This is a genomic window from Lactiplantibacillus daoliensis, from assembly GCF_005405005.1.
Classification (GTDB): Bacteria; Bacillota; Bacilli; order Lactobacillales; family Lactobacillaceae; genus Lactiplantibacillus; species Lactiplantibacillus daoliensis.
Window position 1 is genome coordinate 41,211 of record NZ_BJDH01000011.1, and the last position, 13,261, is coordinate 54,471.

A 13,261-nucleotide genomic window follows, 5' to 3' on the forward strand; every position below is an offset into this window, starting at 1 on the left:
CCGAGTAATTGGCTGGCTAGGCAATGCTCAGAAGCTCCCGCCCTCGCTCACACTCTAGGCTTGTTTGGTTGGATAAATCGTGAACTCGTTGACGTTCACGTCTTCCGGTTGATCGACTGCAAAGTTCACGACATTTGCCACCGCATCGGGACTAATCCCGACTTGCTTGTAGAATGCGTCCATCCCTTGCTTTGTGTCCTTGTCGGTAATTGTGTGTAACAATTCCGTATTGATTGCGGCGGGATAAAGGCTCGCCGTCCGAATATTAGTGTCTTCTTCGGCGCTCTCCATCCGAATAACTTCCATCAAGTTGCGAACCGCAAACTTCGTGGCGCCGTAGACCCCAGCACCAGCAAAACTCTTAATCCCAGCGACCGAAAAAGTCGTGATAATTTGACCGTGTTTTTGCGTAGTAAAGATTGGCATAACGGCCGCAACCCCATGTAAAACACCTTTCAAATTAATATCGACCATCGCATCCCATTCATCCGTATGCAAGGCACTGATTGGAGAACTCGGCATAATCCCAGCGTTGTTGAAGATCACATCCAAGCCGCCAAATTTAGTTTGAGCTAATTTGACCAAGCCAGCTACATCCGCTTGCTTAGTGACATCAGTTACTTGGTAGGCAGCGGTGCCACCAGCGGCTTCAATATCCTTAACAATCGCTTGTAGCCGGGCTTCACGCCGCGCACCCAAAACCACTTTAGCGCCATGTTTTGCTAATAATTTTGCTGAAGCTTCACCAATCCCAGATGAGGCTCCCGTAATCACGATTACTTTATTTTTAACCGTCATGTAATGCTCCTATTCTTCACCGAAAACTTCTTTAGCCACGCCCATGGCTGACCAAGCTTTGGCCAACCAGCGTAAAAGGCTAAGTGTGTAATTTCTTCGACAACTTCATCTTTGGTTAAGCCATTTTGCTTACCCATTTGCAAATGCGCCTTTAATTGTGGAAAAGCGCCACTAGTCATCAAACTAGCAATCGTAATCATACTGCGATCACGTAAACTCAGTTCCGATTCACGGGACCAAACTTCACCAAATAATACATCATCATTGAGGGCGGCGAACTTAGGGGCGAAATCGCCCAAATTATTGCGACCTGCGGTTTGTTTTTTAGCCATTCTTAATTCCTCCTAGCCTAATTTTGCGTATGCAACGTCATCAACAGGTTCAAGCCATTCGCTCGTGCCTTTCGTGATGGCAACGTGTGAGAACCAACTGTCTTTGGTCGCACCATGCCAATGTTTAATGCCTTCATGAATCGTGACGCTGTCGCCAGCATGTAACAATTGCGCTGGTTTGCCAGCTTCTTGATACCAACCTTCGCCACCAGTAACTAATAAAATTTGAAAACCATCATGATGGATGTGCCAGTTATTCCGGCAACCAGGTTCAAAAGTCACATTCGCCACATTGACATCAATCTCATCACCCGGTTCAGATAACCCTTGTAGATAACTTTGGCCAATAAAATACTTGGCATACGCCGTATTCTTTTCGCCTAAACCAAAAACGCCACTTTTACTCTCTGACATAAATAATTCCTCCTAAATTACTTGTTTTCCTTATCGATGAGTTCACTATATTACTTAAAGTGTACTTTAAGTCAATACCAAAGCACAAACTTGTTAAAATAATTTTTCGTGGTATCATCTTTCTTAAAGTAACTTGAAGAAAGGACGTCTTTGCATGCCTACTGAAACCAAAATTGAAACCCAATATTCAATTGGTGATTTTGCCAAAGCAGTTGGGTTAACCGCGCCAACCTTACGCTATTACGAAACGGAAGGCTTGATTGAGACACACCGACTAGCCAATGGTCGTCGCTATTATGAAGAAGCCGATATTAACTGGGTTAAATTCCTGCTACATTTAAAAGGAACCGGTATGAGCATCAGTGAGTTGAAGCAATACGTCATCTGGCGAGCAGCCGGTGATGACACGATTCCAGAGCGCCTCGACCTATTGAAAAAGGTTAAAGCTGACTTTCTTGTTCAATTTGATGAAGTCCAACATCATTTACAGATTCTTAATGACAAGATCAACTGGTACGAAGAAAAGGAAGCCGGCGTCACCAAAGACCCCGAAAGTTTCCGAGCTTACCTTGATCGCTTTGGTCACCACGAGTAAATGAAAAGGCGGCGTGCACAAATTGCACGCCGCCTTTTCATTATAGAATCAATAGCCAGTTCATTCACAAATAGATTTAGACATTACTTGCCCACAGCACAGGCTATCTAGCCATGAAGTCTGAACCTTTAACCGATTCTGGTTTTAAGTTCCTAATCTTTCTTAAATACGAGCCATTTTGATAAGAAGTAGTTTGCGACCAACGCAATCCCATGACCGATCACCTTAGTCATCGTCCCATTCACCGACAATACAGAAATGCCGAGCCATAAAATGACGGCTTCAATCAAATAAGTCGCGACCCGAGTACCATAAAAGGTGCCGACTTCTTTAACTAAGCTCTTCGTTTCATGTTGGAATACAAACATTTTGTTAACGACAAACGAGAACAAAACACTTAAAAACCAGTCAATTAAGTTTGCAATTTGGTATTCGATACCAAATGTATGATACAGCAAATAGAACAAGGCAACGTTAAAGACAACCGTAATGACGCCCCACAACGCATAGAGCTGTAACTCGTTATTGGCCTTTTCTTCAACTGCTTCTAATTCTTCTTCAAATTCTGCCTCAGTATGCGGTACTGGACGTTCCTTATCCTTGTCCATCTCTCAAAATACCCCCACTTATGCTAATAATTTTGTAAATAATTGTTCATATAACTTAATAAAGCGTTGATACATATCCAAATCAACATATTCATTGACCTGATGGGCAGTAATATTCCCTGGTCCAAAGACAATGATTTCCATATCTGGATTCTTAACGATGTAAGACGAAGCATCCGTCCCACCTGGTGCACCAAAATATGGTAAGGCCTGCGTCAAGACTTGTTCGCCAACTTGCTTAGCTAACTGAACTAAGTTTGCTTCAGCCGGTGTGTGCACTGGATAGAAGCTGTCTTGAACATTTAGTGTCAAATCAGCACCCGCAGCATTGCACTCGGCAATGAGTTTTTCCAAAGCAGCAATTATTTTATCATTGCGTAATTCTGGAATGGTCCGAACCTTGACCGACATGTCTGCACTAGCTGGCACCGTATTGATCTGTTCGCCACCATTGATGAGTGTCACTACTGGCACCGTGGCCCCTAAAACAGGATTAATCGTTGTTTTAAAGCTTTCAAAATAAGCGGTTTGTTTTTGATAAAACTGCATTAACATATCGATCGCATTTTTACCGATGGTTGGCATCGAGCTATGAGCCGCCACACCCTTGGCATGCACCGAATAAGTTAACGACCCTTTATGAGCTAATTCGATAAAATGTTGTTCCGTGGTCGGATTGGCAGCCATCATTTTTTCAGCAATCTCAGCATCAACACCCAACATCGCTTGAATTGGCTTTTGCGTGAGCAATTGCTTGTCCGCGCCACTAGGTTCACCAACGATCAAAGCATCAATGTCATCCGCATAGCCCATATCGACTAATTGTTCCGCACCCAAATGACCGTCTTCTTCGCCAACAGTCGCCATTAAACGCAAGGTCCCATGTAACGGCACATTGGCTTCTTTCAAGTTAATGAAGGCAAATACACCTGCCATTAAGCCGGCTTTCATATCCGTGGCACCACGGCCAAACAAGCGATTATCTTTAACCGCTGCGGACAAAGCTGGAACCGCCCACTTGCTCTCGTCGCCAAGCGCAACCGTATCTTCATGGCCATCAAAGCCCACGACTGGGCCATTACCGTCACCAATTTCAGCGACTAAACTCGTCCGATTGGGCGCATAGTCAATCAATTTAGCGTCGATACCATGTTGCTTAAGCAACTTGGCTAGGTAATCGGCCACTGGTTTTTCATTATCATTGACCGTATTCATTTTTACAATATCACTTAATGCTTGGATTGTTGCATCCATTTCCGTCACCCCGAGAACGTGTTTAACCTGATAAACACAATTTATACTGCAATTCGATTACATCACTTTTTAAGTCCCGGCGCAAGTCCTCACGTTCAATCCACTGATTTTAGTGCATCCAGCATGTTGACCCGTTTAAGCTTGCGATGCATCATCGCCATGACGATTAGACTAAATGCCACCGTTAGTAACGCCGAATAAACGTAACTCAGCGGATGGATTCCCGGTGAAAACATTAACGCGTTTGTTTCGGCCGTCTGCAGAATGTGGCTGTGCAGCCAATTACCTAGGAAACAGCCTAGAATAATTCCCAATCCCGTTAAAATTAAGTTTTCGCGGAAGATATACATCGTCACTTCGCCGTCATAAAAGCCTAAAACTTTAATCGTCGACAACTCGCGAATTCGTTCCGAAACATTGATATTCGTCAAATTGTACAACACAACCAGCGCAAGGGCGCCCGCTGAAATCACAAAGATCAGGACGACTAAGTTCATGCTATCGAACATCTTAAAGGTGGTCTTTCTTTCCGTTGCCATTAGAGTGACGTTCATAATTCCACGCTGACGCAACAGCTTGTTCGCATAAGCATTTTCTTGACGCTCACTCGTCTGGGTAAACTGAACATAATTACTATTGTAAATAGGCCGTTTACCAAACGTTTCGCGGTAATATGTCGGGCTTAAATAGACAAAGTGATTGACATAGTTTTCAGCGATTGCGGCAACTTTAACGCACTTCGTGGGTTGACCAGCTAATTTGAGTGCTAAGGTGTCGCCGACTTTAACGTGTGTCAGCTTGGCAAGCTTTTCATCGATAATGGCACCATGATTACCTAAATTATACCGTTGGTGGCTCTGACGTTGACGCAACGTAACAAATTGATTCAATCGTTGCGTCTCTACGGGAACCCCCAGTGTGACGGTCTGTTCCCCAACACCAGCTTGCTTAACCGTCGCTTGTGCTGACTTCAAAGCTAAACTAGACCGAGTTAATTTTTCATTGGCAATCGCCCGGCGTTGTGCAGCCGTTTCCGAACCGGTCCGGGTGATAATTGCGTCATAGTGCCATAAATCATTAAACTGCTTCGTCCCAATATCGCCAATCGAATCTTTAAGACCAAAACCAGTAATCATCATGGCCATGCAACCTGCAATCCCTAAAACTGTCATTAATAAGCGTTGTTTATAACGGAAGAGATTCCGCAACGTAATTTTATGATTAAAGCTAAGCCGATGCCACAAACCAGTCCAACGCTCCAACCAGAGGGTCTTACCCGCTTTGGGTGATTTTGGCTGTAACAATTGTGCTGGTAAACTACGCAAATCGACCCGTAAAACAATCAGCGCCGTCCCTAATGTGCACAATAACGCAATGACTAAGGCAATCAGGATATCTGACCAAATATACTGAACACCGATTGCTGGCAGGTTATACATACTCCCATAGGCTTGGGCAATGAACTGTGGAAAGAAATTGACACCGAATAAGACGCCCAAGCCAGTCCCAATTAAGGCAGCCAGACCGCCATAAATCATAAATTCGCTTCCAACGGCGGCATTGGAATAACCTAAAGCCTTCAATGTTCCCATTTGTAACCGCAGTTCTTCCACCATCCGCGTCATCGTGGTTAAACAGATCAGCGCGGCAATCGCAATAAAGAAGAGTGGAAAGACCGTTGACAGTGCAACAACCCGTTGTGTATTTTCGTGATACTCAGTATAACCCGGGTTATCAGCACGATTACTGTAAAGATAAGTTGGTTGCTTAATCGCCGCAACTTTGGCCTGTGCGTTTGTGAGTTGCGCTTGTAACTTAACCAATTGTGGCGTGTTCGCTGGGACTTGGGCAGCTAAACTGGTCACCGCTTGTGACAGTGGCGTTAACTGCTGCTGAGCTGCTTGCTGTAAACTCTGTTGCCGCTTTTTAGCTTGTGGGCGCAACCAACGCTTCAGTTTCGTCGTATTTGTGTGGTTTAACCGGTTGTATTTTGCCGTATATGGTTTCACGCCAATTAAGTTCTTAAATTGGACGTCAATTCGCGTGAATACCTTTAGCTTTAAGGTTTGCGGCCGGACATAGGCGACATAATCTAAGGTACCTTTACCAACCGTGGTCACACCCCGGGTAGTATTTTCCACATAGCGTGGTGAGTTCACAAAACCAACAACTTTAAACTGCCGCCGAGTAAACTTTTTATTCACGGCCTTACTACTAACGATTCGATAAGTCGATCCCAAGGTTAAACTTGGCTGAAGCACTTTAGCCTGCGAATCCAAAACAATTTCATTGGCTTTTTTTGGTAAGCGCCCACTGATGACCCGTAGCTGATTGAGTTTTTGGGTCGTCGGTAACTCAGCCACCCGAACGACGCGGTTGTTATTGAGCTGATTCACATCAAGATATTTCTCGGGTTGTATGATTAGTTCATCACGATGCTTCTGTAACGCTTTTATATCGGCAGTTGTTAGACCCAAGGTTGATTGCACACTATTTGTGGCTAGCCGTTGTTTAGCAAAATAATCATCCGCTGCCTGTAACATATCGGGTCCCGTGGCTCGAATCCCCGTGTAAAAAGCGACCCCCAAAAAGATAATCAACATAATCGAAAAGAAACGCGCTTTAGATCGCCAGATTTCACGGCGAATGGCTTTAAGATACGCTCTTGTCATGACTAAACACCTACCATTCAATCTCAGCCAATGGCGTCGGATGGTCATTGTAAACGACCGACTGGACCTTGGCATCATTAATTCGAATCACCTGATCCCCCAGCTGCGCAATCGCACTATTATGCGTCACGATAATAACCGTGGTCTGGGTTTCACGAGCCGCATCTTGAATCACTTGTAGAACCTGTTTGCCCGTTCGATAATCCAGAGCCCCAGTTGGTTCATCGCACAATAAAAGCTTAGGATTCTTCGCAACTGCGCGAGCGATGGCCACACGTTGCTGTTCCCCACCGGATAATTGTGCCGGAAAGTTACCCGCACGATCCGTCAAGCCCACTAGTTTTAAAGTTTCATCAACGTCACGGGCATTTTTCGTGATTTGTGACGCCAGTTCCACATTTTCTCTGGCCGTCAAATTAGGCACTAAATTGTAAAATTGAAAGACGAACCCAACCGCTTGGCGGCGATAAGTGGTCAATTGCTTGGGTGAAAACTGGGCAATATCCTCGCCATCAATCAAAACTTGTCCACTAGTCGGCGTATCCATTCCGCCCAATATATTTAATAATGTCGATTTACCAGCGCCGCTCGGTCCTAAAATAGTCACTACTGAACCTTGTGCAACTTCGAATGATAACGCCTGATTGGCAACGGTTCGCTGGTTTCCATTCCGAAACTCTCGGGTTTCTTTAATTACTTCGATATATGCCATGTTAAAGTCCTCCTATGTATTCGGTTACATTTATATCATACCTTAAAATCAGCCAACTCCGCTAATTTCAACAAACTTCTCTCAGCTTCACTGTGGATGCCACTTCCGGTTAACACTGATAGCGTGCGGTCGTGCCAACCTCCAGCGGCATAATCGTAGAAAATTAACACTATCTTTCAAAACCAATAACAATCTCAAAGACTAATCATAGCGGAGTCAGGCAGAATCGATGTGCTTTTTCACTTTAATAACCCAAACAAAAAATCAGTCAGCAACTGCTTTCACAGCACTAACTGACCTTAAATTCATTCACTAGAGGTTAAAAGCATCAAAAAATCACAACTATTTTATGACTTGCAACTGTTACATCTAAAGTGGACTCGCCAAAATTCAGCGCACCGTCAATCAAAATCAGTGTGCTGTGGGGGAACGGCGTCAATCAAAAAAGGACCCCGTCCTAAAGTGGACAAGGTCGCAGTGATAGCCTGCATGAATAAGACGGTCAAATGTCTGTTAGTCATGGTAAAGGCCAACCAAAAATATGATTACTCATATTACGGACTCGAGGTCCAATAAGATATCACTATCTTATGAGTACATTTTAACAGTCACACGCTGATTTTTACAGAGGTAACTCGTCCTACTCATCATCACGATCAGCGTAATAAGCTGCTTTTTGCTTGGCCCAATACTACTGGTCCTGTGCCGTGATTTGACGTAAAACGTGGCAGGGATTGCCAACCGCAACAACACCGTCCGGAATATCCTTCGTTACAATAGAACCAGAACCAATCACAACATTGCTCCCAATCGTGACACCGGGATTAACGACCACATTGCCACCAAACCAAACATTATCCCCAATCGTAATTGGATAACCATACTCCAATTGTTCGGCACGGATTTCAGCATCAATTGGATGTCCCGCTGTATATAATCCCACACGTGGCCCCATAAAGACATTATTACCAATCGTAATTGGCGCGACATCAATAAAAATGGCATCGTAATTGGCGTAGAAGTTATCCCCAATGGTAGTATTACGACCATAATCGGTATGAAATGGTGGTTCCAAATAACCATTCTTGCCAATTTTATTAAATAACTGCGTTAACAAGTCAGTCCGGGTTGCCCCTTCATCTTCAGTCGTTTGGCTATAAGCACGCGCCAACCGTTTACCTTCACGCATTTCACGAGATAATTCGGGATCATCAGCGATATAGAGTTCACCCGCCAACATCCGTTCCTTTTGTGTTTTCATAAGATAATCAATCCTCCACTTATTAAAAATTTGGCTACTGCTAAAGTTAACCATATCATGAAATCGATTTCAACGGCACTATGACCCATTTCTAAAAGCAAGTTGCCCCATTTGCCAACTCTCAATCAGAATTCATTCGGGCTTAGCAAATTTTTTAAGTTTTTTTATCCCCTCAATGCCGGGTAGTCGTATATAATAAGAGTTATACACACTTAAGGAGTAGAAAACTGTGAAAACATTTAAAAGTATTATGAGCTGGGTCATCCCAGTCGTGATTGGGCTTGGACTGGCACTACTAATCAAGCAGTTTTGGTTTACCATGGTTCGCGTTGATGGAACTTCCATGCAACCAAACTTACAAAATAACGAACGCGTCGTTGCATTTAAGACCAGCAAAATTAAAGCGGGGTCCGTCGTTGTCTTTGACGCTTATGGCCTAGATCCAGATCAAGCATCCAAAGATGCTGTTTACGTCAAGCGTGTCATCGGGATGCCTGGTGATACCGTTCGCTACACTAGCAGCGGTAAGCTATACGTCAACAATAAACTCGTTAAACAAACCTACTTAAAAAACAACATGCAACAAACCACCGGCTCATTCATGGCCAACAACCATAGCAAGTTCACCGGCTGGGATCTGAACAGTTTGAGCAACAACCAGGATGGCTGGCACACTAAAGTCACCACTAATAAGGTACCCAAGGGTTCTTACTTCGTTATGGGGGATCATCGGAGTGTTTCTAATGACGGTCGTTATTGGGGATTCGTTCCTAAGAGTAAAATGATTGGGGTCGTCAAAGCCTGGCCTTGGCAAAATCGCAAACAATATATCAATAGTTTTCAACCGTAATACTGATTGAATGAACAAAGCGCCGCCACTTTTAATGTGACGACGCTTTATTTTTATCCACAGTGGATAACTTTTTTAGTCAACTGGTTTACTTGTATGACGATCTTTAAACCAAAAGTATCCACAGACAACTGGACTAACTAAAATTAGAATCACAGCCATCAAAATATTTTTAAAGAAATTAATGAACTCATCCATAAAATCACTTTTAGCTTCAACTTGTGGTGTCAAAGAGGTGGGAACTGGCTTAGGCTTCGTGCGCTTAACCGGCGCAGACCAGGTACGACCAGAATCCTGAATAATTTGATCATCATCAGGTCGGGTTGATGGCGTTTCCTTAGACTTTCGCCGCCAGACTTTGAAAACTTTTGGCCAACGATATTTGATAATTGGAAACAAGATCAAGGCACAAATAATGCTGTAAATGACTAATGGATTAAATTCTAAAATGATTCGATTAACCGTTTGGCGCGCGGAAAAAAACATGATGATAAAGACCGCAATTGCCCCATAGAACCAACTACTAATTAAATTACCCGCTCGCCACATTTAACCTAACCACCCTTCACGTTTTGCGCTAAGCGCACCATACTTTTACACTGAATCCCATCTTCATAAATGGGTTCTGAGTAGTTATCCACAAAATAGTTCGCCCAAATAGTTGTCATTTCAAAACCAGCCCGCTGATACAAACCTAATTGCCGCAATGAGGAGTTACCAGTCCCGATTTCCAGCTGGTCACAGTTCGCATCCTGTTGACAACTTTTAATCGTGGCTGCTAACAAAGCTTTGGCGATTCCACGGTGTTGATAACTCGGATCAACGGCCACATTCATGATTTCTTTAGTCTTCGGCTTGGTCGTTTTCAACACCAAAACGCCCACAATTTGGTTGGCTAACTGATAACCATAAATTGTGGCGTGCACTAATGCTTGCTGAGCCCGGGTCCAATCTGGATCCGCTAGTAACAATAGTGCTTTGGGTGCCTGTTCCGCAGTGAGTCTAACAATCATCGGGAACTTCTCTTCGCCAAATGGTGCTGAAAACCATTGCCCCAGCAAACATATGGTACAACGACCGCAACAATGGCTAACGCGTAGTCCGCAACTGTTAAATTAGCAGCGTTCATGACGACTAAGTAGGCCAAAAAAACCGTCCAAAGTACCGGCACAATGCCACCAACCCAAAAATATCGACTGGCGGAGAAAACATATTCTTCTAAAATAAAAATGATGATGGCAATAATTCCAAGCATAACTAAATTCATGCCATAACCTCCCGATTACGCTAAACTTACTTTTGCTTCAGTTGTTTTAACATATCCACAAAGCGGCCAACTTGACAGTTTTCCACATCTTCATCTGAATAATAAATAATCATTTGTTCCCGTTGTTTTGCTGATAAATTAGCTTGTGAACCAAAATAAACTAAATAAACCGCATCGTCCGTTTTGGTCAAACTTTTTCCGTAATCAGTATCCAAAGTAACGGTGTAATCAGCATCTAGCTGATCACTTAACGCATCAATAAAACCCTGAATTGCCTTATTTGTAACTGTTTCTTGACCAGCAACAACACTGGTCACAACATAAACTTGCATAGTTAAAACCTCGTTATAATTAATTTTGTTTCTAGTTCCAAATTCATTATCCACATTATCGCAGATTTACAGCAATCGCAAGCACTGACTTATGCACAGCCCGCGGTAAAAGCTTAACGTAATGTTAGCTTATCCCCAGTCTTATCCACAATCGTCACGGTGCAAGGCGCAAGTTGCTGTTCAGTCGCCGGTTGCCCAGTAATTTCAAAGCGCAATTTACGCAAAATCACAGGATCCACAATAACTAATGCCCGACCATGATCTGGGGTTGCCGCAGCGACTTCTGCTAGTCCTGTTTGATATCGTTGCCAGAATTCATTCCCACTTTCGGCCAAACTATCAACATCATGATCATGGATCAAGTTCTGGATTTCAGTTGGGGTCTGGTCGGCTTCAAAAGCCGCAATCGTGGGATAGCCCAATTTAGTTGCAAAGCCTGACCAGACCGCCGCCCGTTCAAAGCCTTCAAAGCCACCGTAAAATGGTGCCCGTAGCGCCGTCTTTTGTTGCAGTTTTAGTGGACTCGCTTGCGCGGCAATAATTGCGCGACCCGTTTGTTCGGCACGACTCGCATCACTCGCGAACGCCGTCTCAAATTTAACGGTGGCTAACTGCCGACCAAGCGCTTGGCTGGCCTTTAAACCGGCCGAAGTCAGTGGTGTGCCGCTCCAGCCTTGAAAGCGATCAAGTTGATCAAAATAAGTTGTTCCGGACACAGCTAAGTACAAGGTGATAGTTTTCATGTTGTGGTCCCACTTCCGTTTATTTTATCTCCCAATCATAGCATAAAAGCAGCCCGCTCACCGGATTCCTTCACTTTAAACTAAAGTTGAAAGATAAAAATCGCTAGTAACTGCCATCATGTCAATAATTAGGGACTGGGTATTAAGTCACATTGCCGCTTCCGGTCGCCACTGATCACATGCGGTCGCGGGACCGGGGCAAGCCTGAGGAACGTCTTCCCCCTCGCCCAGAACCCTTGCACAAATCGCAAGTGTCCCGGGCCGTCCGTGGCGTAACGCCGGCAAAGATCATGCCGACCCAACGCCACCTTCACGACCGATGCTATCAGCGGCAACCTCCAGCTAATTTAACTGTTTTTAGGTTAGATTTGGCTTCTGCTTGTCGGAACTAAACCATGTGCCTAATCTGGAAGGGGCTGTTCCCTACATGACAGTATTTATGAACCTTTTTAGCTTTCAACTGAAGATATATGAATAGTGACCATCAATTTTAGTTTAACAGGATTGATAAGTGAAATATTAAACACGAACAGTCAATGAAAACAGCCAAGAAAGTTCAAAGCACTGCTAACTGTCGCTTTTATTTTAAGAATCAAATCAAACTTTTTTTACCTTTTTATACCCATTAACCTGGTTGGAGGGCGTCGCTGATTGCATCGGGCGTGAAGATCCCGTTAGAGTGGCGCTTTTTGCCGGTCTTACGGGACGGACCGCCCGAGACATTTGCGGCTTTTGCAAAGGTTTCGGGCGAAGGCCAAGACCGGTCTTCAGGCTTGGCCTGGTCCCACGTCCGCATGCAATCAGTGACGCCCGGAAACAACAACGCTGAGGCCTTTTCATCATCAATGTACTGTTAAGACGGCATTTATTAGTGATTTTCGTCTTTAAATTTTAGCCTTCAAATTAAAAATCGACAATGCGACCTGTAAGTCACACCATCGATGATTGATTTAACGAACCACTAAAACTGAAATTGGTGCATGTTTTGCCATATAAGCCGCTTGGGAACCGAAATACTTCCGAACCCCTTGTTTAGAAATGGACCCGATGACGAGTAAATCTGGTTTAATTGCTGGAATAATATCCTTCACAATCGTCTCACCAGGATCGCCTTCGTCCACAATCGAAGCCACGTCTTCGACACCAAATTGTTTGGCTAATTTTTCATATTGCAACACGTGTTGTTCCAAATCGGCACGCTGACCATGGACAAAATCCTTGCTCATCGCTTCATAGACGTTCATGTTATCCTGTTCCAAGATCGACACAATCGTCAACTTGGCATGATCTGTTTTAGCACGATTGATCGCATAGCGAAAGGCTAGCTGTGCATCATCTGAATCATCAACCCCGACTAAAATATGCTTAAATTCCTTAGGACTCATTTCTGACATAATCAATGTCCTCCCCAATTGGTTAAATT

15 protein-coding genes and 1 pseudogene are annotated in these 13,261 nt (G+C 44.0%); 2 read left to right on the forward strand and 14 right to left on the reverse strand.

Annotation, left to right across the window (positions count from 1 at the left end; genetic code table 11):
- Nucleotides 1-54: 54 nt before the first annotated feature.
- The 3 genes and pseudogenes from FFM64_RS11200 to FFM64_RS11210 form a co-directional block, all read right to left on the reverse strand.
- Entirely contained in the window at nt 55-798 is a 744-nt protein-coding gene (locus FFM64_RS11200; RefSeq protein WP_137608118.1) for an SDR family oxidoreductase, read from the reverse strand.
- Nucleotides 799-807: 9 nt separating this feature from the next.
- Nucleotides 808-1,130, reverse strand: a pseudogene (locus tag FFM64_RS11205) (carboxymuconolactone decarboxylase family protein).
- A 12-nt stretch (nt 1,131-1,142) separates the two neighbouring features.
- The gene (locus FFM64_RS11210; protein WP_137608119.1) at nt 1,143-1,544 is read right to left on the reverse strand and encodes a cupin domain-containing protein; all 402 of its coding nucleotides are present in this window, start codon (nt 1,542-1,544) and stop codon (nt 1,143-1,145) included.
- Between the two features lie 154 nt (nt 1,545-1,698).
- On the opposite strand from FFM64_RS11210, the gene FFM64_RS11215 reads away from it, so the two are divergent.
- Complete coding sequence (locus FFM64_RS11215; protein WP_137608120.1) at nt 1,699-2,139, forward strand: MerR family transcriptional regulator; 441 nt, start codon at nt 1,699-1,701, stop codon at nt 2,137-2,139.
- A gap of 152 nt (nt 2,140-2,291) precedes the next feature.
- On the opposite strand, the gene FFM64_RS11220 is transcribed toward FFM64_RS11215, so the two are convergent.
- The 5 genes from FFM64_RS11220 to FFM64_RS11240 form a co-directional block, all read right to left on the reverse strand.
- The gene (locus FFM64_RS11220; protein ID WP_137608121.1) at nt 2,292-2,747 is read right to left on the reverse strand and encodes a GtrA family protein; all 456 of its coding nucleotides are present in this window, start codon (nt 2,745-2,747) and stop codon (nt 2,292-2,294) included.
- A gap of 18 nt (nt 2,748-2,765) precedes the next feature.
- Entirely contained in the window at nt 2,766-4,001 is a 1,236-nt protein-coding gene (locus tag FFM64_RS11225; protein WP_137608122.1) for an ArgE/DapE family deacylase, read from the reverse strand.
- A 95-nt stretch (nt 4,002-4,096) separates the two neighbouring features.
- A complete protein-coding gene (locus FFM64_RS11230) occupies nt 4,097-6,673 on the reverse strand; it encodes an ABC transporter permease (protein WP_137608123.1) in 2,577 nt (858 codons plus the stop codon).
- 10 nt (nt 6,674-6,683) lie between these two features.
- On the reverse strand, nt 6,684-7,385 hold the full coding sequence (locus tag FFM64_RS11235; RefSeq protein ID WP_137608124.1) for an ABC transporter ATP-binding protein: 702 nt from the start codon (nt 7,383-7,385) through the stop codon (nt 6,684-6,686).
- A gap of 691 nt (nt 7,386-8,076) precedes the next feature.
- Complete coding sequence (locus FFM64_RS11240; RefSeq protein ID WP_137608125.1) at nt 8,077-8,646, reverse strand: sugar O-acetyltransferase; 570 nt, start codon at nt 8,644-8,646, stop codon at nt 8,077-8,079.
- Between the two features lie 229 nt (nt 8,647-8,875).
- Between FFM64_RS11240 and lepB the strand changes: the two genes are divergently transcribed.
- Nucleotides 8,876-9,496, forward strand: a complete 621-nt coding sequence (lepB, locus tag FFM64_RS11245) for a signal peptidase I (protein WP_137608126.1) — start codon at nt 8,876-8,878, stop codon at nt 9,494-9,496.
- A gap of 75 nt (nt 9,497-9,571) precedes the next feature.
- Here lepB and FFM64_RS11250 read toward each other — a convergent pair whose 3' ends face one another.
- From FFM64_RS11250 to FFM64_RS11275, 6 genes are all read right to left on the reverse strand, one after another.
- Nucleotides 9,572-10,045 carry a hypothetical protein gene (locus FFM64_RS11250; protein ID WP_137608127.1) on the reverse strand — a complete coding sequence of 158 codons (474 nt, stop codon included), beginning with the start codon at nt 10,043-10,045 and terminating at the stop codon, nt 9,572-9,574.
- 5 nt (nt 10,046-10,050) lie between these two features.
- Nucleotides 10,051-10,509, reverse strand: a complete 459-nt coding sequence (locus FFM64_RS11255; RefSeq protein ID WP_137608128.1) for a GNAT family N-acetyltransferase — start codon at nt 10,507-10,509, stop codon at nt 10,051-10,053.
- Entirely contained in the window at nt 10,506-10,763 is a 258-nt protein-coding gene (locus FFM64_RS11260; protein ID WP_137608129.1) for a hypothetical protein, read from the reverse strand. Before FFM64_RS11260 ends, FFM64_RS11255 begins: the two co-directional genes overlap by 4 nt.
- A gap of 26 nt (nt 10,764-10,789) precedes the next feature.
- A complete protein-coding gene (locus FFM64_RS11265) occupies nt 10,790-11,095 on the reverse strand; it encodes a hypothetical protein (protein WP_137608130.1) in 306 nt (101 codons plus the stop codon).
- Nucleotides 11,096-11,208: 113 nt separating this feature from the next.
- Nucleotides 11,209-11,838 (reverse strand): histidine phosphatase family protein, encoded by a 630-nt coding sequence (locus FFM64_RS11270; RefSeq protein ID WP_137608131.1) that lies wholly within the window; start codon nt 11,836-11,838, stop codon nt 11,209-11,211.
- A gap of 950 nt (nt 11,839-12,788) precedes the next feature.
- Nucleotides 12,789-13,232: a universal stress protein gene (locus FFM64_RS11275; RefSeq protein ID WP_137608132.1), complete on the reverse strand. Its 444-nt coding sequence runs from the start codon at nt 13,230-13,232 to the stop codon at nt 12,789-12,791.
- Between the last annotated feature and the right edge of the window lie 29 nt (nt 13,233-13,261).

Coding starts and splice junctions, on each gene's coding strand:
- FFM64_RS11215 (WP_137608120.1), top strand. CDS start 1,699: ATGCCTACTGAAACCAAAATTGAAACCCAATATTCAATTGGTGATTTT.
- FFM64_RS11210 (WP_137608119.1), bottom strand. CDS start 1,544: ATGTCAGAGAGTAAAAGTGGCGTTTTTGGTTTAGGCGAAAAGAATACG.
- FFM64_RS11200 (WP_137608118.1), bottom strand. CDS start 798: ATGACGGTTAAAAATAAAGTAATCGTGATTACGGGAGCCTCATCTGGG.
- FFM64_RS11255 (WP_137608128.1), bottom strand. CDS start 10,509: ATGATTGTTAGACTCACTGCGGAACAGGCACCCAAAGCACTATTGTTA.
- FFM64_RS11235 (WP_137608124.1), bottom strand. CDS start 7,385: ATGGCATATATCGAAGTAATTAAAGAAACCCGAGAGTTTCGGAATGGA.
- FFM64_RS11220 (WP_137608121.1), bottom strand. CDS start 2,747: ATGGACAAGGATAAGGAACGTCCAGTACCGCATACTGAGGCAGAATTT.
- FFM64_RS11265 (WP_137608130.1), bottom strand. CDS start 11,095: ATGCAAGTTTATGTTGTGACCAGTGTTGTTGCTGGTCAAGAAACAGTT.
- FFM64_RS11225 (WP_137608122.1), bottom strand. CDS start 4,001: ATGGATGCAACAATCCAAGCATTAAGTGATATTGTAAAAATGAATACG.
- FFM64_RS11260 (WP_137608129.1), bottom strand. CDS start 10,763: ATGAATTTAGTTATGCTTGGAATTATTGCCATCATCATTTTTATTTTA.
- FFM64_RS11230 (WP_137608123.1), bottom strand. CDS start 6,673: ATGACAAGAGCGTATCTTAAAGCCATTCGCCGTGAAATCTGGCGATCT.
- FFM64_RS11270 (WP_137608131.1), bottom strand. CDS start 11,838: ATGAAAACTATCACCTTGTACTTAGCTGTGTCCGGAACAACTTATTTT.
- FFM64_RS11250 (WP_137608127.1), bottom strand. CDS start 10,045: ATGTGGCGAGCGGGTAATTTAATTAGTAGTTGGTTCTATGGGGCAATT.
- FFM64_RS11275 (WP_137608132.1), bottom strand. CDS start 13,232: ATGTCAGAAATGAGTCCTAAGGAATTTAAGCATATTTTAGTCGGGGTT.
- FFM64_RS11240 (WP_137608125.1), bottom strand. CDS start 8,646: ATGAAAACACAAAAGGAACGGATGTTGGCGGGTGAACTCTATATCGCT.